Source organism: Guptibacillus hwajinpoensis, from assembly GCF_020171785.1.
Lineage (GTDB): Bacteria > Bacillota > Bacilli > Bacillales > Guptibacillaceae > Guptibacillus > Guptibacillus sedimenti.
The window spans coordinates 1-23774 of the sequence record NZ_JAIVAE010000010.1 but is presented as its reverse complement, the minus strand read 5'-3'; the positions used below and the strand labels follow the sequence as shown (position 1 = coordinate 23774).

Genomic DNA, 23774 nt, shown 5'->3' with positions numbered 1-23774 from the left:
TGTGGAGTTGAATTTAGAAAATAAACGCGTTTTAATTACAGGTGGTTCAAAAGGCATTGGCAAATCGATTGCGAAGGCATTTTATGAAGAAGGTGCAAAGGTAGGTATTTGTGGAAGGAATCGCGAGGATCTTGAGATGGCGAAAGATGAAATTGGCCCGAACCTTGCTTTATTCGAAGCGGATGTAACAGATGAAAGAAAACGTGTACAGCTATTGGATTCATTTATAATGGAATTTGGTTCTATTGATATCCTCATTAATAATGCTGGAGGAAGCAATGGAGGGGCGATTATGGAAACAAATCTCTCTGAATTTCATAAGGCGATGGATCTGAATTTCTATTCAGCGGTTCACCTCAGTCAACTATCAGCAGAAAAAATGAAGGAGCTGGGTGAAGGAGTGATTGTCAATATTTCTTCGATCTTTGGTCGGGAATCTGGCGGCAAGCCAACTTACAATAACTCAAAAGCAGCCATGATTAGCTTTACAAAAGCAATGGGTGATGAATTAATTCAAGATGGTGTGCGGGTAAATGGCGTAGCACCAGGGGCGATTCTTCACCCTTCAGGAAATTGGCAAAAGCGCATGGAAGAAAATCCAGAAAAAATTGCTCAGTTTGTGGAAAAAGAAATTCCAGGTGGGAGATTTGGTACACCTGAGGAAGTAGCAAATGCCGTCATTTTTCTAGCTTCTGACAAAGCCTCCTGGATCGTCGGTGCTACCATCACAGTAGATGGTGGCCAATCAAAGTCTAATTTTTAAAGATGTCAAAAGCCCTCCGTGAGTATCCGGAGGGCTTTTGTATATCATTTTAATCAGGCATAAACGCAGACAATCCACCACGTTGTTCAATTTCTTTCATGATTTCTCTATGAATTGCCAGGCCCTCACTGTTTAAATAAGGTGCAATTTGCTGCAAACTGTGGTGAAAAAAGGAAAGCTCCTGGTCAGCCCAATCCTTTTTTGCCATCATGGATAGCTCAGTCATATCTCGATGATCCATTTAAGATCCTCCTTTTCCATTATATTTTGCTACAGAAATGTATGTAGTATGAAGGGAAGTTTTGAGAAGCCAAGAAAGGATTTTTTATTTTTTGTAATAGCATACATAAGAATGTCTGATCTGGATATTCTATTGTTTGTGGGAGGTGATAAGCCATGGCAAAGAAACCAGGACAAACTCAAGCTGGTACAAGTATTCAACACGTAAAACAGCAGAATCAACAAGCTTCTGCAGGACAAGCAGGTCAGCAACAATACGGTGCTGAATTTGCAAGTGAAACAGATGCTCAAGAAGTGAAAGCTCGCAATGCGAAGTCTGCTCAAAACAAGCAGCAAGCATCTGCAGGACAAGCAGGTCAGCAACAATACGGTGCTGAATTTGCAAGCGAAACGGATGCTCAGCAAGTGAAAGCTCGTAACGCAAAGTCTGCTCAAAATAAGCAGCAAGCATCTGCGAAGAACAACCAGCAGCAACAATAAGAGAACTTCCCATGCAGGGCTGACTTAGTCAGCCCTGTTTTTCTTTCAAATAGTTAAAATCGGTAGGGATTTTAACGAAAACATCGAAACACTTACTAGAAGGAAGGAGGCTTCATATGTGTGGACGCTTTTCCTTAACAACAGAACTAGACGTTCTACTAGAACGGTTTCAAATTGAACAGACAACTATGGAAGGCTACGAGCCAAGGTATAACATCGCGCCATCTCAACAAATTCCAGCCGTTATTCGAGCAGGGCATTGCAATCGAATGGGAACATTAAGGTGGGGGTTAATCCCTTTTTGGGCAAAGGATGCTTCGATGGCATCCAAATTGATCAATGCAAGGAGTGAAACGGCAGATCAAAAGGCAAGTTTTAAGCACGCACTTAAAAAGCAGAGATGCCTGATCTTATCCGATGGCTTCTATGAATGGAAACAAACAGAAAATAGGAAAGTACCTATGCGAATTCAAGTAAGAAAAGGTGAGCCGTTTGCAATGGCTGGATTATGGGAAAAATGGGATGATGGTAAGCGAACACACTATACATGTACCATTTTGACGACTGAAGCAAATGTTCTAATGGAAGAAATACATAATCGAATGCCTGTCATTTTAACAAAGGTAACGGAAAAAATTTGGCTTGATTCTTCTGTGAATGATGTAGCCGAATTAAAACAGTGCATGAAGCCTTTTGCATCTTCTGAGATGAATGCTTACGAAGTTTCCACAATTGTCAATTCACCTAAAAATGAAAAGCATGAATGTATCATACCTATTTAATCTGTTTTCCGTTACAGGGGGAAGAGCTCAAGATTTTTGTTTTTGACAAAACCTCCTACTTCTCTACAGAACTTTCCAAAGGTATTTCATCTCACATATGGAATTTGTTTGCTGAAGATGTTTCGTATATGTGAGTTAACACGTTTAGTTTGAAAGGAGAAGGTTAGATGACCGAGTTTGATGAGCTTATTCAACAACAGCTCAAGCTTGCCGATCAGATGATTCATACCAGGGAAGAAATACAAAAGTTAGAGGAGACGTTAAGTGGGTCGGATGAAGCGATGAAAACGATAATTGTAGAAAAAAAAGACCGGTTGTTGCATTTGGAAGAAGAGTTTGAACGACTGATTGAGAATGTCATCTCTACCTTTGAAAATACACCAATTTATTAATAGCAATCCAGGTGCCATTCAATTCGAGTGGCGCTTTTATTTTAATTTTATTTTGTTAAGCGTTATAATGGAGAAGAATATAGATGAGATGTAAGAAATTTGATGATAGTCATGTATTGAACGGTAAGAAAGAATGGATACTGTGAGTCTGCCAATATGTAAGAGGCATTCATCGTTTTCCGGAATTTCTTAGGAAAGGAGAAGGAGATGAGTTTCCCAACGACCGGGACGAGAATTCAAATTCAAAGTTACAAACATCGCGGTACACTTCATCGTACTTGGGAAGAAAGCATCGTACTGAAAGGTACCTCAAAAGAAATCATTGGGGGTAACGACCGCATTCTCGTGACAGAAGCTGATGGAAGACAATGGCGTACGCGTGAACCTGCGATTTGCTATTTTAGTGCGAACCACTGGTTTAATGTCATTGGAATGATTCGGACGGATGGACTTTATTACTATTGTAATTTAGGTACACCATTTACGTACGACGAAGAGGCGTTGAAATATATTGATTATGATCTTGATATTAAGATCTACCCTGATATGACCTTTAAACTTCTTGATGAAGATGAGTATGAAGCACACCGCGAAGAGATGAATTATCCCGAAGCCATTGACCGCATTATACAACAAAATGTAAAAGAGCTGATGAACTGGATTCATCAGCGTAAAGGACCATTTGCTCCAGGTTTTGTGGATCAGTGGTACGAACAGTTTCTCCAATATAGGTAAGAAAAACCTGTTGAATGTTTTTCAACAGGTTTTTGCATGATATTAAAAAGCACGTGAATAGCTAAAGGATGATGCCATCTGGGTAGTATAAAAAGATATATGACTTTCGTCAGGCCATATAAAAAACAAATTGGAATTACAATTGGAATCGGAATAGTAAAGTTTGGAATTCCTCTTCTTCTGCCATTGATTTTAAAGTATGTCATTGATGATATTATCAATGCAGAAATGCCAGCTGGGGATAAATATGAGCAACTTCTTTGGTTGATGGGAGGAGCTTTCTTCCTATTCGTGGTTGTCAGACCACCGGTAGAATACTTCCGTCAGTATTACGCTCAATGGATTGGAAGTAAGATTCTTTATGATATAAGAGATAAATTGTTTTCTCATATTCAACAATTAAGTTTGAAGTTCTACTCTAATAACAAAGCAGGCGAAATCATTTCAAGAGTAATAAATGACGTGGAACAGACTAAAACATTTGTGATTACTGGGATGATGAATGTTTGGCTTGATCTCATTACGATCGTCATCATTATCGGCATATTATCGTTTATGAATGTCTGGCTTACGCTTGCAGCAATTGTTCTTCTTCCTCTGTATGGACTTTCAGTTAAGTTTTTCTATAAGCGACTGCGGGACTTAACGAAGGACCGCTCACAAGCACTTGCAGAAGTTCAAGGTCACCTTCATGAACGAGTTCAAGGGATGTCGGTGATTAGAAGTTTTGCCCTGGAAGATTATGAACAAGATCAATTTAACAAAAGAAATACGAATTTCTTAGAACGAGCCCTTGATCATACAAGGTGGAATGCCAAAACGTTCGCTGTCGTTAATACAATTACGGATGTAGCGCCTCTTATTGTTATTGCCTTCTCTGCGTACCTTGTAATTTCGGGAGGACTTCAAATTGGTGAGATGGTAGCCTTTGTAACTTATATGGATCGCCTATATAGTCCACTTAGACGATTGGTAAACTCATCTACCACACTAACGCAATCCATTGCTTCAATGGATCGAGTTTTCGAATTTGTTGATGAGAAATACGATATTGTGGATAGAGAAGATGCTCGAAAGTTGAGTAATGTTCGAGGAAATATACAGTTTGAAGATGTTTATTTCAAATACAATGAAAATGATCTTCCTGTTCTAAAAGGAATTGATCTAGATGTAAGGGCTGGGGAAACCATTGCTCTCGTTGGTATGAGCGGAGGTGGGAAATCGTCTCTCGTTAGTTTGATTCCACGTTTCTACGAGGTAACAGGTGGGCGAATTCTTATCGATGGCACGGATATTCGGGATTACGAAGCAAGAAGTCTTCGTGACAATATCGGAATGGTTTTACAGGATAATATCTTGTTTAGTGAATCGGTTCGAATGAATATTATGATGGGAAATCCGAATGCTTCTGAAGAAGATGTCATACGTGCAGCAAAAGCAGCGAATGCGCATGAGTTTATCAACAGCCTTCCGGAAGGTTACGATACGCCCGTTGGTGAACGTGGTGTGAAATTATCTGGAGGACAAAAGCAAAGGATCGCCATCGCCCGTGTCTTTCTCAAAAATCCTCCTATCCTCATTTTGGATGAAGCGACGTCAGCTCTTGATCTTGAGAGTGAACATCTTATCCAGGAGGCGCTCGAAATACTTGCAAAAGATCGAACCACATTCATCGTAGCGCACCGTCTTGCAACAGTGACGCATGCGGATCGAATTGTTGTTGTTGAAAATGGACAAATTTCTGAGAGCGGAAATCATCAAGAACTGATGAAACAAAAAGGGTCATACCATAATCTGTTCCAAGTGCAAAATTTATAATGATTCATCAAAAAGCATCTATTTTAGATGCTTTTTTTGTTTAATTATGCACATTATCGCGTAAAAGCGACAAAGAAAGACAGAAAATTACCTCAATATACGTTGCCAATTGGTTAAATTAATGTAATAATGATAAACAGATTTTAGTTAAATTAAAAAATTCAGAATTAATAGAAAGGGGTGAGGGTGTGGAACAACCAGTATTAAAAGTTAGCGGGTTAGAAACTCACTTTTTTACAGATGATGGAGAAATTCCGGCAGTCGATTCTGTTGATTTTTATGTCAATAAAGGAGAGGTGCTTGGGATTGTAGGGGAGTCCGGATCCGGGAAAAGTGTTACCTCATTATCTATTATGCAGCTCATTCAGGCCCCTGGTAAGGTAGTCGGTGGCGAAATTACATACAAAGGCGAGAATCTTATCGCTAAATCTGAGAAAGAGATGAGGAAGATCAGAGGGAATGAAATTGGCATGATTTTTCAGGAGCCGATGACATCGCTGAATCCAGTCTTCCGAATAGGAAATCAGCTGATCGAAGGAATTCGAATACATAAGAAATGGAACAAGAAAAAAGCCTGGGAGCATGCTGTATCAATTCTTAAGTTGGTGGGATTACCAAGAGCTGAAGAGCTAATGAACGAATATCCTCACCAATTATCTGGTGGGATGCGTCAGCGCGTTATGATCGCAATGGCAATGGCATGTGAACCAGAAGTTCTTATCGCGGATGAGCCAACAACTGCTCTCGATGTGACCATTCAAGCTCAGATTCTTGAGTTGATGAAAAAGTTGAATAAAGAAACAAACACTTCAATCATTATGATTACGCATGATCTTGGTGTAGTGGCAGAGATTTGTGATCGGATTGCTGTCATGTATTCTGGGAAAATCGTAGAGCAAGGGAAAACACAGGATATATTTCAGCACCCTAAGCATCCCTATACGATTGGTTTAATCGAATCAGTACCTGACGTTCGCGTTCGAAAAGACAGGCTGTATTCAATACCTGGAAATGTTCCAAAACCGGGTTCTATCCATAAGGGATGTCACTTTGCACCGCGTTGTAGTTTCGCTTTTGATAAATGTTATGAAGAAAATCCAATGCTTTTAGAGGCAGGACCAGCACAACAGGCCAGATGCTGGCTTCATGAAGATGCCGAGAAAGCAGCTGTATTAGAGAGAGTGAAAAGCTAAAGGGGGCACCTATTTTGCAAGAAGCACTACTTGAAGTTAAACAGCTCAAGAAACATTTTCCCATTCAGGGAGGCGTACTTAAGCAGCAGGTAGGAACAGTAAAAGCCGTGGATGGTGTGACCTTTACATTACATAAAGGAGAAACTTTTGGACTGGTTGGAGAAAGTGGATGTGGAAAGTCTACAACTGGACGGATGTTAATGAGACTGCTTGAACCAAGCGAAGGTGAAGTTCTTTTTGATGGGAAAGAAATGACGACCTTAAACAAAAAGGATCTTCGTCACCTTAGAAAAGATATTCAAATGGTATTTCAGGATCCTTTTGCATCGCTGAATCCGAGGCATACAGTTGAAAAAATTATCGAAGAACCTCTTATTGTTCATCAGCTAGGTAATAAAGCAGAGCGTAAAAAAAGGGTAAGAGAACTTCTTGAAATTGTCGGTCTAAGTGCCTACCATGCCAAGCGGTACCCTCATCAATTCAGTGGTGGTCAGCGCCAAAGAATAGGTATAGCACGGGCACTTGCAGTTAATCCGAAGTTAATTATTGCAGATGAACCTGTTTCAGCACTTGATGTTTCGATCCAAGCTCAAGTATTAAATCTTTTAGAAGATCTTCAGAAGGAGCTTGGCCTAACATATTTGTTTATAGCTCATGATTTAGGAGTTGTTCGTCATATTAGCGATCGCGTCGGAGTGATGTACCTTGGACGTATTGTTGAAATGGCAGATAGTGAAAAACTTTATTTGGATTCAAAACATCCGTATACACAGGCTCTTCTTTCAGCAGTGCCGGTTCCAGATCCTGATTATGGGAAAGACAGAATTATTCTTACTGGAGATGTGCCAAGCCCGTCGAACCCGCCATCAGGGTGTCCTTTTCACACAAGATGTCCTAAGGCGATGGACGTGTGCAGCTCCGTTGTCCCTGAATTCAGAGAGATAGAACCTGGACACCATACAGCGTGTCATCTGTATGAAGAAGACCTTGTATAAATCACAAACATGACTAAGGGGGAAGAACATGAAGAAAACCATTTTTTCATTACTTTTTGTTTTGCTACTTTCGATTGGTCTAGCCGGTTGCGGTGGATCGAACGAATCGAGTGGCAACGGCGGGGGAGACTCCGGAGACGGAGGCGAAGAAGCCGGTGGAACGTTGATCTTTGGCCGTGGCGGTGACTCCGTATCACTTGATCCAGCATCTGTAACAGACGGGGAATCATTTAAAGTAACAAAGAATATTTTTGATACGCTTCTTGATTACGGTGACGATAACACAGATGTGCAAGAAGCCCTTGCGACAGAGTGGGAAGTTTCTGACGATGGCAAGACATATACGTTCACTCTTCGTGAAGGCGTGAAGTTCCATGATGGTACTGACTTTAATGCAGACTCTGTAGTTTACAACTTCGAACGTTGGATGAATGGGAATGAAGAAGCGTTCTATTACTATAAATCCATGTTTGGTGGATTTAAAGGTGACGAAGGGCACGTTATTGAAAGTGTAACGGCGAAAGACGATTACACAGTTGAATTTAAATTGAAGCGTCCACAGGCGCCATTCTTAAAAAATATCGCAATGTCTCCATTTGCGATTGCTAGTCCAGATGCACTTGAAAAGCAGGGCGATAAGTTTGGTGAAAATCCTGTAGGTACTGGTCCGTTTGTATTTGATCAGTGGAACAGAAATGACAAAATCGTTCTAAATAAAAACGAAGAGTACTGGATGGATGGTTATCCAAAACTTGATAGTGTTATTTTCAGAGCGATTCCTGATAACTCAGCACGTCTAAATGCCTTAATGGCTGGAGAAATCGATTTGATGGATGGTCTTAACCCTTCTGATGTTCAGCAGGTAGAAGACAATGGAGATCTTCAAACGTTCTTCCGTCCTTCTATGAACGTTGGATACCTTGGTCTTACATCAAACCGTGAGCCATTAAACAACAAGCTTGTCCGTCAAGCGCTAAACCATGCAGTAGACAAGCAAGCGCTTATTGATTCTTTCTATGCAGGACAAGCAGAGCCGGCGAAAAATCCGATGCCTCCAGTAATCGGTGGGTATAACGATGAGATCGAACCTTATGAGTATGATCTTGATAAAGCGAAGGAACTTCTAAAAGAAGCAGGCTACGAAGATGGATTTGAAATGGAGCTTTGGGCTATGCCTGTTCCACGTCCGTACATGCCAGATGGTCAAAAAGTAGCAGAAGTTCTTCAGAAAAGTTTCGCTGAAATTGGCGTAGATGCTGAAATCAAATCTTACGAGTGGGCAACGTATCTTGAAAAAGCTCGTAATGGTGAAGCGGATAGCTTCTTATTAGGATGGACTGGCGATAACGGTGACGCTGATAACTTCCTATACGTCCTTCTTGATCAAGATAACATTGGAAGCAACAACTATACGTACTATGAAAACCAGGAGCTTCATGATCTTCTAATCGAAGCACAGTCAACACCAGATGAAGAAGAGCGTAATAAGCTTTATGCAGAAGCACAAGAAATCATTCATGAAGATGCACCGTGGATTCCTCTTGTACACTCCAAGCCAGCACTTGGCGGCTCTAGTACAATCAAAGGTTTCTCCCCGCATCCAACTGGATCTGACAAGCTAACAAAAGTAACGCTTCAATAGGAAATAAGGAAGGGGAGTGATGCACTCCCCTTTTATTCTTCATAACATTACATACATATTATGACGACATGATTTTTACAGATGGAAGAGGTGAGTAGATGCTTGCTTATACAGTTAGACGATTGCTGATGCTCATCCCGGTATTGTTCGGGATGACACTCATTGTATTCTTTATGATTCGAGCAATTCCTGGCGATCCAGCACAGGTTATTTTAGGACAACAGGCAACAGAGGAAGCAATAAAAAGTTTAACAAAACAGCTTGGTCTTGATCAGCCGTGGTATCTACAGTATATCGATTATATTAAAAACTTATTTACAGGAGATTTAGGTACTTCTCTTCGGACAAGTTCAGATATTAGTGGGGAAATTTGGCCATATCTTGCTGCTACTCTTGAACTGTCGCTTGTTGCGATGGTTATTGCGATTTTTATCGGTGTAAATGCAGGGATCATTAGTGCCTGGTTCCAAAACTCATGGTTTGATTACACGGCTATGGTATTAGCGCTAGTTGGTGTTTCCATGCCTGTTTTCTGGCTTGGATTGATGGAACAGTGGGCTTTCTCTCTTGAACTCGGATGGCTTCCATCAACAGGTCGCGAAAATGTGAGAAATCCTGTAGATGCCATTACTCATCTTTATCTTATTGATACCTTAATTCAGGGTAGAATGGATCAATTTGTTGAAGTCATTAAGCATTTGATTCTACCTGGGATTGCTCTTGGGACGATTCCAATGGCTATTATTGCACGAATGACACGCTCAAGTATGCTTGAGGTTATGCGATCTGATTTCGTTCGTACAGCACGTGCAAAAGGTACAAAAATGTTTTGGGTAGTTTATAAACATTCTTTGAAAAATGCTTTTATTCCCGTTCTAACCGTTATTGGTCTGCAAATGGGGTTACTTCTCGGGGGTGCCATTCTGACTGAGACAATCTTTGGATGGCCAGGAATCGGCCGTTATATTTACGATGCGATTAATTTCAGGGATTACCCTGTCATTCAATCCGGTATTCTCATTGTTGCAGTTATCTTTGTTTTTATTAATTTAATTGTCGATCTGCTTTATGCTGCAATTGATCCTCGAATCAAATACAACTAAGGGGGGCTTCTAAAATGGCTGAAATTGCTCCGCAGAAACAAGTGAACGTTCAGAAACAACCAGATGAAGAAGTATTATCGCCATGGCGTGAAGCCTGGAAAGGATTCAGGAGAAATAAGCTAGCGATGGTCGGCATGGGGATTGTACTTTTTTTCATTCTTCTAGCGATCTTTGCAGGGGTCATCGCTCCTGAAGGGATTAACGAACAAAAATTAGGTGAACGACTTCAATCACCATCAGCGAGTCATTGGTTTGGAACTGATGATTTCGGTCGCGATATTTTATCACGTATTATTTATGGGGCGCGTATTTCTTTATGGGTTGGTTTCTTTGCCGTACTCGGTTCAGCAGCGGTAGGGAGTTTATTAGGTATGGTAGCGGGATATTACGGTAAATTAGTAGATACAATTATTTCACGTATCTTTGATATCATGCTTGCCTTTCCAAGTATCCTTCTTGCGATTGCAGTTGTAGCAGTTTTAGGACCATCATTAAGAAATGCGCTGATCGCGATTGCCATTATAAATATTCCAAACTTTGGACGGCTTGTTCGTTCGAGAGTGCTAAGTGTGAAACAGGAAGAGTATGTGATGGCGGCAAGGGCTGTTGGAATGAGAGACTCAAGAATCATTTTTCATCACGTATTACCGAATTCCCTCGCACCTATTATTGTGCAAGGAACGCTTGCGATCGCGACTGCTATACTAGAAGCGGCTGCGCTTAGTTTTCTAGGTCTCGGTGCACAGGCGCCACAACCTGAGTGGGGAAAAATGCTAGCAGACTCGCGTTCATACATTATCCAGGCTCCGTGGACAGTGTTTTTTCCAGGACTTGCGATTATGCTAACAGTTCTTGGATTTAACCTACTAGGTGACGGTCTCCGTGATGCGTTGGATCCTAAAATGAAGAAATAAAAAAATCAGCCGATTCGGCTGATTTTTTTATTTGGCATGAAGCTCTTGTATGTCGACTTCATTTTCTTCTTGGTGATACGAATGGAAGCTATCGACTAGCAGATCAAGGTGTTCTAGATGGTCGTTGTAATCAATAATCATACCGATTAAAGGAAAGATTGTCATCCAAAGTTCACGATTACATTCACCACTTTCGTATAAATCAACATAGCGTTCGGTTAAAGTAGATTCACCAGATCCAACTGTGTTTAACATTTCTTCAGGAGACTGATGCCTTACTTTGCCGATATATTTTAAATGGATACGTTCGTGATAATTGGTCAGCTCATCAAGGTGAGTCTGAATCATCCTTCTTACCTCATCGGGCATGATCAAAATCTTGACATCAAGTTGATCAAGCATTTTTAGAATAGCGAGTGATTTTTCTGTTGTAGCGATCATCTGTCTGAATAGAACAAGCTTACGAGCTTTTACAAAATCTCTTCTTTTGAAATAGGTTCGCTCTTCCTTATAAAGAAGAAAGTACTGATCACTTTTCACTGTGTCTTCTTTTAATTTAATCAAGTTTTCTTTAAGAACTTTGTGTTCCGCGTCATTTCTCGTAGCAAGTCGAATCCATTGTGAGATATATTCAGTGTTGCTTACGATTTTATGAAACAATTTCGTTTCATACTTTGGTGGGAGGAAAATCAAATTCACAAAGAAAGAACTGACGACCCCAACCATAATGACGAGAAATCGATTGGTGGCAAAAGTAATAAATTCCTCTTGTGGTGCGTTCATAATTAATATTACTGTTACAACAGCTAGTGGAATTGTACTCTCAATATTTAATTTAATGTTAATGGCGATAATGATAATAGCGCCTAATCCAATGACAATGGGTTGATTTCCGAAAAGAAGAACAAGAACGACGGCTAGCAGGGCTCCAATAATGTTAGATTGAAATTGATCGATAATCGTTTGATACGATCTGTAGATGGATGGTTGGATCGCAAACAATGCAGCTACACCAGCGAAAGTAGGTGGCTCTAATCCAAGCCATGTTGCTAAATATAAGGCGATGGTAATCGCAAGCCCTGTTTTAAAAATACGGGCACCAAACTTCATTCTGTTATTATCCTTTCATTGCATACTATTAATATAGAGAGTAACCTCTATTTCCTCTTTTAAACATATGAGACGTTCTAGTTATACATCGGAATGGTTCGGATAGCAAGGCTTATTTCAAATAATACCAAAGATAGTAGAAAAGACAGAATGAAGTTGCTTCATTCTGTCTTTATCAATTTCCATTAAGCCATCTGTTGGAAGACGCGTTTTACTGCTTCAAGCGTTTCATCAATGTCTTCTTCAGTATGTTCTGTTGTTAGAAACCAAGCTTCGTATTTAGAAGGGGCAAGATTAATTCCTTCTTGAAGCATGAGTTTAAAGAATTGGGCAAATCTCTCTCCATCAGAATCCTCAGCCTGTTTGTAATTGATTACTTTCTCGTTATTAAAGTAGACGGTAAGAGCCCCTTTGAGACGATTGATTGTAATCTGAATCCCGGCTTCCTTTGCGTGTTGGAGGATGCCTAATTCAAGTCGTTCTCCAAGTTTGTCTAAGTGGTGATATACCCCTTCTTCTTGGAGGACTTCAAGACACGCAATACCTGCTGAGATTGAAGCAGGATTTCCTGCCATTGTTCCAGCTTGATAAGCTGGTCCTAGAGGGGCAACGTGTTCCATAATCTCGCGCTTACCGCCGTATGCGCCAATCGGGAGACCTCCTCCAATAATCTTTCCGAGTGCTGTCATATCTGGCTCAACACCAAGTAAGTTCTGAGCACCGCCGTACATAAACCGGAACGCCGTGATCACTTCATCGTAGATTACGAGAGCACCGTGTTGGTGAGTGATTTCATTGACCTGTTCAAGAAAACCTTCTTCAGGCTCAACGATTCCAAAGTTACCAACAATCGGCTCCACGAGAACACCCGCTACTTCATCTCCCCATTTGTCCATTGCTTCTTTATAAGCCTCAATGTCGTTAAACGGTACCGTGATTACCTCTCTAGCAATGCTTTTCGGAACGCCTGCTGAATCAGGACTTCCAAGCGTAGCAGGACCAGAACCAGCAGCCACCAAGACAAGATCTGAGTGTCCATGATAGCAACCAGCGAATTTCACAATTTTGTTGCGACCGGTATAGGCCCTTGCAACACGAATCGTTGTCATAACCGCTTCAGTACCGGAGTTTACAAACCGAACTCGTTCAAGAGAAGGAATGGCTTCTTGAAGCATTGAGCCAAAGCGATTCTCTAGAACGGTCGGTGTCCCATATAGCACGCCATTCTCTGCAGCTTTTGTGATCGCTTTTGTAATGTGAGGATGAGCATGTCCAGTAATAATTGGTCCATAAGCGGCTAGATAGTCTATGTACTTATTTCCATCTACATCCCAGAAATAAGGCCCCTTTGCTGTTTCCATGAAGATGGGAGTGCCTCCTCCAACGCCTTTATAGGATCGAGATGGACTGTTCACACCACCTAGCATAATATCAAGTGATTCTTTATGGTGTTGTTCTGATTTCGTGAAATTCATGTTAACCTCCTAGTCTTACTTGTTCATCACTATCCATTGTAGCATGAGTAGAGCGGAACAAAACACTATTCCCACTTGTACTTAAGCGCAATGATTGTTTAATAGGATTGGCTCTTGTAAACTAAGTTGGTGTGTAAAAAGGAGGATAACGAATGGAAAAGGTTATTGATGTGCAGTCGTTGCGTAAGGATTTTAAATCTCATTCAAGTCGTTCAGGCTTAAAAGGAGCGTTTCGAGATCTGTTTACGCGTAATTATAAAGTGATTTCTGCTGTAAAAGATATATCGTTTACTGTTAACGAAGGAGAAATGGTAGGGTATATCGGAGAAAATGGTGCTGGAAAGTCAACAAGCATTAAAATGCTAACTGGCATTTTAACACCAACTTCTGGGACTGTTCGGGTGAATGGAATGGACCCTCATAAAGAACGTGAAAAGTTTGTTCGTTCCATTGGCGTTGTGTTTGGTCAACGTTCTCAATTGTGGTGGGATATTGCCGTACAGGAATCGTTTCGTTTGCTTAAGAAAGTCTATAACGTACCGGATGATGTGTATAACGAACATATGAATCACGTTATTGAATCGCTTGATATTGGACCGCTTCTTGATAAGCCTGTAAGAAAATTATCACTTGGCCAACGGATGCGTTGTGAATTAGCAGCGGCTCTTCTCCATAATCCAAAGCTTCTATTTCTGGATGAACCAACTATTGGTCTTGATGTCCTTGTAAAATTAAAGATTCGTAATTTCTTGAAGGAGATTAATGAGAAGTACAAGACCACTATCTTACTTACCACCCATGACCTTACAGATATTGAAGCGTTATGTGATCGGGTTGTCATGCTTGATGAAGGACAAATTATTTATGATGGGGAACTTGCTAAGCTCCGTTCTAACTGGGGAGAAGGAAAGCAGATTGAATTTCAGTTTGGTGAACAGGTTAGTGGTGAACAACTCCAACCTTTATTGAAAGAACTCGAAGCAGAATGGACAAAAGGTGACCGAGATAACGTATGGATTGCGAATGTGATTAACGAAGAGCACGTGATTTCTGAAGTGATTGGTCGAGTTGTGGCGGCAAATCGAATTACGGATATTAAAATTCATGAAATTTCGACGGAAGAGATTATTCGAAATATCTATGAAGAAGGTATGCTCAATGGGTAAATATCTCGAAATGATTCGAGTTCGTTTTTTAATGATGCTTGCCTATCGAACGAACTATTATAGCGGAATTTTAATTTATAGCATTAATATCGGAGCGTACTACTTTTTGTGGAATGCCATTTATGGTGGAAAAGGAGAAATTGAAGGATTATCCGTGATTCAGATGACAACCTATGTTGCGGTTGCCTGGATGGCAAGAGCTTTTTACTTTAACAACATTGATCGAGAAATCGCTCAGGAGATTAAAGAAGGTAAGGTGGCAGTAGAATTTATTCGGCCTTATCACTATTTACTAATGAAAACGATGCAGGGACTAGGGGAGGGGATTTTTAGATTAAGCTTCTTCTCTATTCCAGGGATGATTATTGTTAGCCTCATTTTCCCGATTGAATTTTCTGCTGCATTCTCGACGTGGATGTTCTTTATGGTTGCCATTATTCTAAGTTTTATTGTTAATACTCAAATTAATTTGCTAACAGGTGTTATGACCTTTTTCTTCTTTAACAACGATGGACTGATTCGTGCAAAGCGCGTTGTCATCGATTTGTTCTCGGGGTTATTACTTCCAATTAGTTTCTACCCAGGTTGGGCACAGAATGTCATGGACTTTCTTCCGTTCCAAGCCATTAGCTATATTCCAAGTATGATCTTTACAGAAGGTTTTACTGGGAGTGCGGTTTGGGAGGCGATTCTTTTCCAGCTTGTCTGGGCGGTTATTTTGATTCTTCCAATTCAAGCGCTATGGGTTATTGCAAAAAAACGCTTGATTGTGCAGGGAGGGTAATGGATGAAGCATACGAGTATTTTCTTTCTATATGTAGCGCAGTATATGAAAACAAGATTAACCTATCGTGTTGATATGCTGATGGAAATTATGTCAGATTTATTGTTTCAAGCAGTCAATCTCATTTTTATATTGGTAGTATTCGGACATACAAATATGTTGAGCGGCTGGTCGAAGGATGAAATTATTTTTATTTATGGTTTTTTTCTCGTTCCATTTGCCATTTTTGGCGCCTTCTTTAATATTTGGGATTTCAATGAAAGGTATATTGTTAAAGGGGAGATGGATCGAATCTTAACAAGACCTGTGCATAGTTTGTTTCAAATTATTTTAGAACGGATGGAGCTTGAATCATTGTTCGGGGTACTAACTGGTATCGCTGTTATGATATATGCAGGAAGTCGTCTTGATCTAAGCTTATCCTGGTATGATCCTATTGTGTTTCTTTTCATGGTTCTAGGCGGAGCTTTTGTCTACGCAGGGATCTTTATTTTGCTGGCCAGTATTAGTTTTTGGTCAGATAGCAGAACAAGCATTATGCCAATGATGTATAATATCGGAAACTATGGTAGATATCCAGTTGATATCTACAATAAAGTTATTCGCTTTGTGTTAACGTGGATCTTACCTTTTGCTTTTGTTGGTGTTTATCCATCTGCTTATTTCTTGGGTCGTGAAGAATGGTACGGTTATGCTTTTCTTACCCCAGTGATGGGCGCTGTCTTTTTTGGATTCGCGATCTTTATGTGGAATATTGGCGTCACGAAATATAGGGGCGCAGGTAACTAAAAAGTCCAGAGGGATCTCCCTCTGGACTTTTTGTTTATGATTAGACAGTTTCTAATAATGATAAATCAATCGTTTCTTTTAATTTTTTCATGCCAAGCCTAACGCGACTTTTCACTGTTCCAAGGGGAATCTTCTTTTTGGAAGCTACTTCTGCTTGACTATAACCCTCTAAGTAGATGAGTTTAAGAATTTCTTTTTGTTCTGTATTCAAAGTATTTAAGGCTCCATCAATTATATCTTTGTTTCCAAAGTCATCTTGAATATAAAGTTCTTTATCGACCAACTGGTGATCTTCAACAACTGTTTCTTTAAAATCACGCTGCTCTTTCTTAATCCGATCAATAGCTCGGTTTCGTGTAATCTGGTTAACCCACGAGGAGAGTTTACCTTTATCAGGCTTGAATTGACTTCGCTTATTCCAAACTTCTAAATAAACATCCTGAACGATCTCTTCGGCAATTTGCTGGTCATTGACTATGCGACGGGCGATGTGTAAAAGCGTCTGATGGTTTTCGGTACAAAAGACTTTAAATTGCTCCTCGTTTCCACTATCCCAGTAAGCAATCGCATAATTGCCTTTACTCATTAGTTTGTTCCTCCTCCGAGCTTTGCTAGTAGCTCTATTCCCTTGAATTCGAAATAAAAACAAATAAAGTGTAAAAAAAGTGATCCAAATGCCAGGGTTTTGTCGTATTAACAAGTGAACAAAGGTTATACAAAAGTATAACAAAAATTAAATAAGGGGAGTGGTTGGGATGCTTAGGAAGTTTATGGCAGCTGCGGTTGCAATGGTTATGGTGTTTGGGATTATTGGTGGAACAGCGTTTGCGGATAATCACGAAGCGATGGTACGTGTGATCCATGCTTCTCCAGATGCACCTGCAGTTGATGTGTATGTGGATGGTGAAGCAGTAGTAGAAGGTGCTGAATATAAGCAGGCAACAGATTACATGGCACTTCCAGCCGGAGATCATGAAATTGAAGTGTTCCCAGCTGGAGAGAATGGAGAAGGTGATCCAGTTATCAGTCAGTCCGTGACACTTGAAGAAGGAATGAAGTATTCTGCTGCAGCTGTCGGTAAACTTGATAGCATTTCGCTTTGGGCACTGAATGATGATATGGAAGCTTCTGAAGGAAAAGCAAAAGTAAGAGTGGTACATGCTTCTCCAGATGCACCTAATGTAGATGTAGCTGTTAAAGATGGGGATGTACTCTTCTCCGATGTTGCATTCAAATCGACGTCTGATTATGCAGAAGTTGATCCAATGACAGTAGACCTTGAAGTTCGACCAGCAGGATCTGAAGATGTTGTTCTTGAAATCCCTGGTGTTGAGTTGAAAGAAGGGTATGTTTATTCGGTATATGCTATTGGTTTTGTAGAAGGTGATCCAACTCTTGAAGCTTGGCCAATGGTTGATGCGACAAACATGCCTTCAGAAATGCCGCAAACAGGTATGGGTGGTACAGCGGATCAGTCCAACACAGTTGCTTGGGCACTTCTGGGTGGAGCGATTTTAGCTGCAGGAACTGGAATCTATCTTCGTAAGAAGCAAACAGTTTAATCAAGGTAGAAGGAGGAGCACATATGCCGTGTCAAAAGCTTTTATTAAGTATGTTACTGTTAGGAGCAGCGGCAGGTTGTTCCCCTTCTTCTAACCAATTAGATGAAATGAAAGAAGTTTTACCTAACATTGAAGAAACAGATCTGATCTCTGCTCCAGATTTAACAGTCTCTTCTTCATCTAAGAGTAACGAATCCGTTGACCCTGCGTTAGAAGGGATCATTCCAGCTCAATTATCCATTCCAGCTATTCAAGTAGACGCAAAAGTGGAGCATGTGGGCCAATTACCAGATGGGCAAATGGATGTGCCAAAAGATGAATCTAATGTTGGATGGTATCAGCCTGGAGCAAAACCTGGTGATAGAGGAAATGCCGTCCTTGCCGGTCACGTTGATAACAAAACTGGACCATCGGTGTTCTTTCACCTTGGAGATTTAGAAGCTGGAGATCTCGTTACAGTTACGGATGAGCAAGGGTTGGCGTATGATTTTGAGGTGAATGCTGTTGAGTCTTATCCTAGAAATAATGCGCCACTCGAGAAAGTATTTGGAACAAGTTCCAAATCAAGCCTCAATTTAATTACTTGTGCAGGGACATTTGATCGAGATGCAGGAACCCACGAGGAGCGGATGGTTGTCTACACGACACTTGTTTCAGAATAGTTCGTCCTAAATTCAACGAACACCTCATAAACCTATTATGAGGTGTTTACTAATGCTCTTATTGATTACTTGTGCTATTATTCTTGCCCTTATTAGTGTGGGGAGAAGTATGATCGCTCTCATGAAAAGAACGAGAGTACCTGGAAGTCTTCTCTCTGTGTATAAGATGTTTCTGCTATTTCTTGTCTATTTAACGATGATTACCGCATTTGGAAGTATGTATTTAAGTCTAATCATACTTGATATCCCTGTTCTTCAAGAAGGACAAGTCGATTTAGCGGACATGACATTAACGCCGCTTACAAGAGTTCAGTCTGTACTCTATTTCAGTGCCGTCACGCTTCTATCTGTTGGCTATGGAGATCTTACACCAATTGGAATAGGGAGATGGATTGCGATTATTGAAGCATTAATTGGCTACTTAATGCCAGCTGCTTTTTTTGTCACTACAATTGTCGATTATCGAGAAAGCTCGAAGTTGTAAGTTAACATGAATTTCGTTACGCTTAACTTAAGATGATTAAAGGAGGCGTAACAATGAGTATTGAAGTTGGCGAAAAAGCTCCTGATTTTAAATTAGAAGCAAGCACGGGGGAGACTGTGTCTCTTTCCGACTACAAAGGAAAAAATGTCGTGCTTTATTTTTACCCTAAAGATATGACACCTGGATGTACGACGGAGGCATGTGATTTTCGGGATCACATTAAAGGATTTGAAGAACTAGATACAGTAATCTTGGGAGTGAGTCCTGATCCTGTCGAAAAACATAAGAAATTTATTGATAAATATGATCTTCCGTTTCTTCTACTTGCGGATGAGGATCATTCTGCTGCAGAGTCATATGATGTATGGCAGTTAAAGAAAAACTTTGGTAAAGAATACATGGGCATTGTTCGCTCTACTTTTGTTATTGATAAAGAAGGAAACCTTGTCAAAGAGTGGCGCAAGGTCCGTGTGAAAGATCATGTAGAGTCCGCTTTAAGCTATATTAAAGAAAACTTATCTTAAACGATTGTCTACAGGGCACTTGGCTATACTCCTTCGATTTTTGTACATAGAGTATAGTAGATCATATCTTCAGTTGAGGGCGCATCATGCGCTCTTTTTTTTTGACTTAGAAGAAAGAGCTTATATTTAAATGCCACCGCTGATTCGGCTATACTTATAGTTAAGAAACTTATGAAAGTGGTGAAAAGATGAAGGTATTATCAACTGGTAAACTTAAAACAACAATTAAAGATCACTTAAAAGAAAATTATCCAGAGCTCACATTTCAGTTCTTTTCATCAATGGGAGAAGCCGAACCGTATCTTTCTGAAGCGGAAGTTCTTCTTACATATGGGGAAGACGTGAACGATACTCTTATTCAGAAAGCTACCCAACTTAAATGGATAATGGTCCTTTCAGCAGGACTAGAACGTATGCCACTACAAGCGATTAAAGAGAAAAACATTCTTCTTACAAATGCGAGAGGGATCCATCGTATACCTATGGCTGAATATACCCTTTCCGTTATGCTTCAAGTTGCTAGAGATACGAAAGTAGTTCTCGCAAATGAATCATCGAAGATTTGGAAGAAGAAAACCCCGATACGCGAAATCACTGGTAGCACAATAGGGATTATTGGAACGGGTGCTATCGGAAGTGAGATTGCAAGGGTAGCTAAAACCTTCCGAATAAAAACGCTTGGCGTCAATCGATCAGGTCATAAAGTAGAGCACTTTGATGAAATTTATAAAAATGAAGACCTTTTAACAATGCTTCCAAAATGTGACTTCGTTATTAGTGTGCTACCTAGTACGAATGAAACAATGAATTATTTTAAGAAAGAGCAATTTCTAGCAATGAAAGACTCAGGTGTATTTATTAATATTGGTCGAGGAGATACTGTAAAGGAACAGGATCTTATTGATGCATTAAATGAAAATCAGCTAGCTCATGCCGTGCTAGATGTGTTTAAAAACGAACCACTTGATCCGTCTCATCCTTTTTGGGAAATGGAAAATGTAACCGTTACGCCGCATCATTCAGCTATATCAGACAACTATCAACCTAGAGCAATTGAAATTTTTGAACATAACTTACGGCAATACCAAAATAGACTGAACGATTATAAGAATGTCATTGATCCGGATAGGGGGTATTAAATTTGAAGATTTATACGAAGACAGGCGATAAAGGGGAAACATCCCTCGTTTATGGACAGCGGGTATTAAAAAGCGATATTCGGGTTGAAGCTTATGGAACATGTGATGAGGCGAATTCACAAATTGGACTTGCCTTAAGTTATATTGGTGCCACTCACTTTGAAGGAAAGGAAGAGTGGGAGTCTATTTTTCATAAAGTACAAACATGGCTTTTCCATGTTGGCGCTGAGCTTGCAACTCCAAAAGGAAAAAAAGTAGGATGGACAATTGAAGAAGCGCATATTAATGAAATGGAAAAGCAAATCGACGCTTGGGAGCAGCAACTTGAACCTTTGCGTAACTTTATTTTGCCAGGTGGGCACTCAGCGGGAGCATGCTTACATGTTGCGCGCACTATTGTTAGGCGTGCCGAGCGTCTGACGACTATGGTTGAAGAGACGAATCCACTTGTTCTTTCATTTTTGAATCGTCTCTCTGATTTCTTATTCGTTGCGGCACGTTTCATTAACTATCATATGGGAGAAAATGAGTCAGTGCTTCATCAAGATTAGAAGTAAGAACCCTCCATATACGTGCCGTTATTGACAAAACCCTCTTTTACCATGTACACTAATTATAAACATTACAAAGTAAGAATGCTTGTTGAAAGCGAGGTGCATGACGAATGGCTGAAGAGAAACTGCATGAAGCAATTGATGCAATGAAAAATTCAGGAGTGCGTATTACCCCGCAGCGTCATGCCATTCTGGAGCATTTAATCCAGTCCATGTCACATCCTACAGCAGATGAAATATATAAGTCTCTTGAAGGAAAATTTCCTAATATGAGTGTAGCAACTGTTTATAATAACCTGAGAGTATTTAAGGAAATTGGACTGGTGAAAGAATTAACGTACGGAGATGCTTCCAGCCGGTTTGATTGTGTCACAACAGATCATTATCATATTATCTGTGATGATTGTGGTAAGATTGTAGACTTTCATTATCCGGGATTGGACGAAGTAGAAACGCTTGCGGAACAGGTAACAGGCTTCCGAGTCGGCGATCATAGAATGGAGATTTACGGAAAGTGTCCAGATTGCCAAAAAAGCAAACATTAATTAAAAAGAGCTTCCGCTAAAATAGCGGAGGCTCTTTTTTCACTGCGTTCTTTTTTGTGCTCTCTTTACATTATATTTCTCATCAAACTCTTTACCATCCAAGTCAGGGTCCATCGTTAAAGGCTGCTTGCAATGCATACAGGCATCTACACGTCCGAGAACTTTCGTTGGTTTTTCACAATTTGGACAGACTACCTGTATCGCTCTTGTTGAGAGCATACCGATCCAAAAATAAACAACAGCACTTGCGATTGTTGCAAGAAATCCAATGAGCATGAAGATGGTCATAAGCAAGACAGAAGTCTTGAAGAATATTCCTATATACATAATCGCAATTCCAATAAAAACGAGACTCAGCGCGAACGTACGAATTTTATTAATCTTATTAGTATACTTTAATTGCATTGCGTGTCCCTCCTGCTCCCAATTATAGCATAAGCAAAAGGTGTAAGCACTTTCCTTATTAGGCAAACTGATGAAAGTTATTTCTTCGTAACGTAATGTTTCTATAGAAGGAACGAGTCGTTTTCTTAGTGAAACTTCAAATTCAGGGATTGCTTAATTTTCGACAGGATTTATAATATGGACTGTTGAATACTTAAGATAATACTGAAAAGAGAAAAATGATTTTTGTAATGAAACAAAAGTATAAGTAGTTCTGGAGGATCGAATAATGGAAAATCTTTTAAGGCCGATTTATCAAGAGAGAGCGAGCCACCCAGGAACGCTCGGTGTACTAGTCATTGAAAAAACAAAGCCTTTTCATCCGCTTACTGATAATTTTGATGTAGTATTACTGATCATTGTTCAAGATAATGAGAAACCATGGTTCGTTAAACATTATGATTTTGAAGGTAAGAAAGCAGCTATGCACGTAGTGTCGGAAGAGCAAGTTAATGAATGGTTGATTTCGGGTAGCCATCGACGTCTTGTAGCTTGGCTTGTTAATGGGAAAATTATTTTCGATCGTAATGAGTACATAGCTGGGGTGAAAGAGAGAATCAGGGACTTTCCTTATGAAGAGCGCACTCGTAAAATTGGCGTGGAGTTTGCAAGATTAATTCGTCGCTATACAGAAGGAAAAGAATTGTTTGCATCGAGGCAATACATGGATGCCTATAATTTTATTCTTCATGCTTTGCATCACCTTGCTCGTTTATCTGTAATTGAGCATGGATTTCATCCAGAGATTACGGTATGGAATCAGGTGAAACATATTGAACCTGAAATTTTCAAGCTTTATACTGAGCTCTTATCGGGGGAAGACCCGCTTGATAAGCGCCTGGAATTACTGCTGCTTGCTAATGATTTTTCATTATCATCAAAATCAAAAAATGCGACTGTTCATATTAGAAAGGTTATGAATGAACGTAGTAATGCCTGGACCTATCAGGAATTAATGGAAGAAGAGCAGCTTAAAGAATATAGAATAGATCTTGGTGCCCTGCTAGAATATATGATTGAAAAAGGTTTGATTGAAGTGCATAGAAGCGAGACAAAAGGATCTGGTATTTTTATTAGAGAATACAGCGCAATCGAATAAATGTAATATGCGGAGAAAAAATATCAAGAAAAGGGTTGACCCTATTTTTTCTCCGTGGTATATTATTACTTGTCGCCGCGAGAGATTAACACGGCAACAAAGAAATTAAAAAAAGTTGTTGACGCCAACCGAGTTAATGTGTTACATTAATAAAGTCGCTGAAAACGACATTGAAAGAAACAAATTGCTCTTTGAAAACTGAACGAAACGCCATGTAAGTAGTTGTTTCTACGGAAATAAATTGTTTTAAAAGCTAGATTGAGCTTTCTATCGGAGAGTTTGATCCTGGCTCAGGACGAACGCTGGCGGCGTGCCTAATACATGCAAGTCGAGCGAAGAGATGGGAGCTTGCTCCCTGATCTTAGCGGCGGACGGGTGAG

27 protein-coding genes and 1 rRNA gene are annotated in these 23774 nt (G+C 40.1%); 23 read left to right on the top strand and 5 right to left on the bottom strand.

The window, feature by feature from the left end:
- Position 1 precedes the first annotated feature (1 nt).
- Positions 2-763 carry an SDR family NAD(P)-dependent oxidoreductase gene (locus LCL91_RS15065; RefSeq protein ID WP_224883544.1) on the top strand — a complete coding sequence of 254 codons (762 nt, stop codon included), beginning with the start codon at positions 2-4 and terminating at the stop codon, positions 761-763.
- A 49-nt stretch (positions 764-812) separates the two neighbouring features.
- On the opposite strand, the gene LCL91_RS15060 is transcribed toward LCL91_RS15065, so the two are convergent.
- Complete coding sequence (locus LCL91_RS15060; RefSeq protein ID WP_098446309.1) at positions 813-1004, bottom strand: hypothetical protein; 192 nt, start codon at positions 1002-1004, stop codon at positions 813-815.
- A gap of 155 nt (positions 1005-1159) precedes the next feature.
- Between LCL91_RS15060 and LCL91_RS15055 the strand changes: the two genes are divergently transcribed.
- From LCL91_RS15055 to nikC, 10 genes are all read left to right on the top strand, one after another.
- Positions 1160-1483, top strand: a complete 324-nt coding sequence (locus tag LCL91_RS15055) for a gamma-type small acid-soluble spore protein (protein WP_160920684.1) — start codon at positions 1160-1162, stop codon at positions 1481-1483.
- A 116-nt stretch (positions 1484-1599) separates the two neighbouring features.
- The gene (locus tag LCL91_RS15050; protein WP_224883542.1) at positions 1600-2265 is read left to right on the top strand and encodes an SOS response-associated peptidase; all 666 of its coding nucleotides are present in this window, start codon (positions 1600-1602) and stop codon (positions 2263-2265) included.
- A gap of 167 nt (positions 2266-2432) precedes the next feature.
- Positions 2433-2657 (top strand): hypothetical protein, encoded by a 225-nt coding sequence (locus tag LCL91_RS15045; RefSeq protein WP_224883540.1) that lies wholly within the window; start codon positions 2433-2435, stop codon positions 2655-2657.
- A 207-nt stretch (positions 2658-2864) separates the two neighbouring features.
- Entirely contained in the window at positions 2865-3392 is a 528-nt protein-coding gene (ntdP, locus tag LCL91_RS15040; RefSeq protein ID WP_048313631.1) for a nucleoside tri-diphosphate phosphatase, read from the top strand.
- Between the two features lie 99 nt (positions 3393-3491).
- Positions 3492-5210, top strand: a complete 1719-nt coding sequence (locus LCL91_RS15035) for an ABC transporter ATP-binding protein (RefSeq protein ID WP_142329621.1) — start codon at positions 3492-3494, stop codon at positions 5208-5210.
- A 188-nt stretch (positions 5211-5398) separates the two neighbouring features.
- Positions 5399-6403 (top strand): ABC transporter ATP-binding protein, encoded by a 1005-nt coding sequence (locus tag LCL91_RS15030; RefSeq protein ID WP_224883538.1) that lies wholly within the window; start codon positions 5399-5401, stop codon positions 6401-6403.
- Positions 6404-6417: 14 nt separating this feature from the next.
- Positions 6418-7398: an ABC transporter ATP-binding protein gene (locus LCL91_RS15025; RefSeq protein ID WP_224883535.1), complete on the top strand. Its 981-nt coding sequence runs from the start codon at positions 6418-6420 to the stop codon at positions 7396-7398.
- Between the two features lie 28 nt (positions 7399-7426).
- Positions 7427-9040, top strand: a complete 1614-nt coding sequence (locus LCL91_RS15020; RefSeq protein WP_224883533.1) for an ABC transporter substrate-binding protein — start codon at positions 7427-7429, stop codon at positions 9038-9040.
- 98 nt (positions 9041-9138) lie between these two features.
- Complete coding sequence (locus LCL91_RS15015) at positions 9139-10143, top strand: ABC transporter permease (RefSeq protein ID WP_159781066.1); 1005 nt, start codon at positions 9139-9141, stop codon at positions 10141-10143.
- Positions 10144-10157: 14 nt separating this feature from the next.
- Positions 10158-11057: a nickel transporter permease gene (gene nikC / locus LCL91_RS15010; protein WP_224883531.1), complete on the top strand. Its 900-nt coding sequence runs from the start codon at positions 10158-10160 to the stop codon at positions 11055-11057.
- 27 nt (positions 11058-11084) lie between these two features.
- Here the strand turns inward: nikC and LCL91_RS15005 are convergent, their stop codons facing one another.
- Together LCL91_RS15005 and LCL91_RS15000 are read right to left on the bottom strand one after the other, a co-directional pair.
- A complete protein-coding gene (locus LCL91_RS15005) occupies positions 11085-12167 on the bottom strand; it encodes an FUSC family protein (protein WP_160920692.1) in 1083 nt (360 codons plus the stop codon).
- Positions 12168-12352: 185 nt separating this feature from the next.
- On the bottom strand, positions 12353-13642 hold the full coding sequence (locus LCL91_RS15000; RefSeq protein WP_224883530.1) for a glutamate-1-semialdehyde 2,1-aminomutase: 1290 nt from the start codon (positions 13640-13642) through the stop codon (positions 12353-12355).
- A 152-nt stretch (positions 13643-13794) separates the two neighbouring features.
- Here LCL91_RS15000 and LCL91_RS14995 point away from each other — a divergent pair, with 152 nt between their 5' ends.
- From LCL91_RS14995 to LCL91_RS14985, 3 genes are read left to right on the top strand one after another with little or no spacing between them, the layout of a single operon-like run.
- Positions 13795-14808 (top strand): ABC transporter ATP-binding protein, encoded by a 1014-nt coding sequence (locus LCL91_RS14995; protein ID WP_224883529.1) that lies wholly within the window; start codon positions 13795-13797, stop codon positions 14806-14808.
- Complete coding sequence (locus tag LCL91_RS14990; protein WP_224883528.1) at positions 14801-15592, top strand: ABC transporter permease; 792 nt, start codon at positions 14801-14803, stop codon at positions 15590-15592. Before LCL91_RS14995 ends, LCL91_RS14990 begins: the two co-directional genes overlap by 8 nt.
- Before the next feature lie 3 nt (positions 15593-15595).
- A complete protein-coding gene (locus tag LCL91_RS14985) occupies positions 15596-16381 on the top strand; it encodes an ABC transporter permease (protein WP_224883527.1) in 786 nt (261 codons plus the stop codon).
- Between the two features lie 40 nt (positions 16382-16421).
- Here the strand turns inward: LCL91_RS14985 and LCL91_RS14980 are convergent, their stop codons facing one another.
- Entirely contained in the window at positions 16422-16967 is a 546-nt protein-coding gene (locus LCL91_RS14980; protein WP_224883526.1) for an RNA polymerase sigma factor, read from the bottom strand.
- A gap of 169 nt (positions 16968-17136) precedes the next feature.
- Here LCL91_RS14980 and LCL91_RS14975 point away from each other — a divergent pair, with 169 nt between their 5' ends.
- The 7 genes from LCL91_RS14975 to perR all read left to right on the top strand — a co-directional run bounded on the left by LCL91_RS14975 (position 17137) and on the right by perR (position 21851).
- On the top strand, positions 17137-17943 hold the full coding sequence (locus LCL91_RS14975) for a DUF4397 domain-containing protein (protein ID WP_224883525.1): 807 nt from the start codon (positions 17137-17139) through the stop codon (positions 17941-17943).
- A gap of 23 nt (positions 17944-17966) precedes the next feature.
- The gene (locus LCL91_RS14970; protein WP_224883524.1) at positions 17967-18605 is read left to right on the top strand and encodes a class F sortase; all 639 of its coding nucleotides are present in this window, start codon (positions 17967-17969) and stop codon (positions 18603-18605) included.
- Positions 18606-18657: 52 nt separating this feature from the next.
- The gene (locus tag LCL91_RS14965; RefSeq protein ID WP_224883522.1) at positions 18658-19089 is read left to right on the top strand and encodes an ion channel; all 432 of its coding nucleotides are present in this window, start codon (positions 18658-18660) and stop codon (positions 19087-19089) included.
- A gap of 53 nt (positions 19090-19142) precedes the next feature.
- Entirely contained in the window at positions 19143-19613 is a 471-nt protein-coding gene (gene bcp, locus LCL91_RS14960; protein ID WP_224883520.1) for a thioredoxin-dependent thiol peroxidase, read from the top strand.
- 188 nt (positions 19614-19801) lie between these two features.
- Positions 19802-20752, top strand: a complete 951-nt coding sequence (locus LCL91_RS14955) for a D-2-hydroxyacid dehydrogenase (RefSeq protein ID WP_224883518.1) — start codon at positions 19802-19804, stop codon at positions 20750-20752.
- Positions 20753-20754: 2 nt separating this feature from the next.
- Entirely contained in the window at positions 20755-21303 is a 549-nt protein-coding gene (locus LCL91_RS14950; protein ID WP_224883517.1) for a cob(I)yrinic acid a,c-diamide adenosyltransferase, read from the top strand.
- 113 nt (positions 21304-21416) lie between these two features.
- Entirely contained in the window at positions 21417-21851 is a 435-nt protein-coding gene (gene perR, locus LCL91_RS14945) for a peroxide-responsive transcriptional repressor PerR (protein WP_098446337.1), read from the top strand.
- Positions 21852-21890: 39 nt separating this feature from the next.
- Here perR and LCL91_RS14940 read toward each other — a convergent pair whose 3' ends face one another.
- The gene (locus LCL91_RS14940) at positions 21891-22256 is read right to left on the bottom strand and encodes a YgzB family protein (protein ID WP_098446339.1); all 366 of its coding nucleotides are present in this window, start codon (positions 22254-22256) and stop codon (positions 21891-21893) included.
- 268 nt (positions 22257-22524) lie between these two features.
- Here LCL91_RS14940 and LCL91_RS14935 point away from each other — a divergent pair, with 268 nt between their 5' ends.
- Positions 22525-23394, top strand: a complete 870-nt coding sequence (locus LCL91_RS14935) for a nucleotidyltransferase-like protein (RefSeq protein ID WP_224883516.1) — start codon at positions 22525-22527, stop codon at positions 23392-23394.
- A gap of 267 nt (positions 23395-23661) precedes the next feature.
- Positions 23662-23774 (top strand): 16S ribosomal RNA (locus tag LCL91_RS14930); the annotation flags it as partial.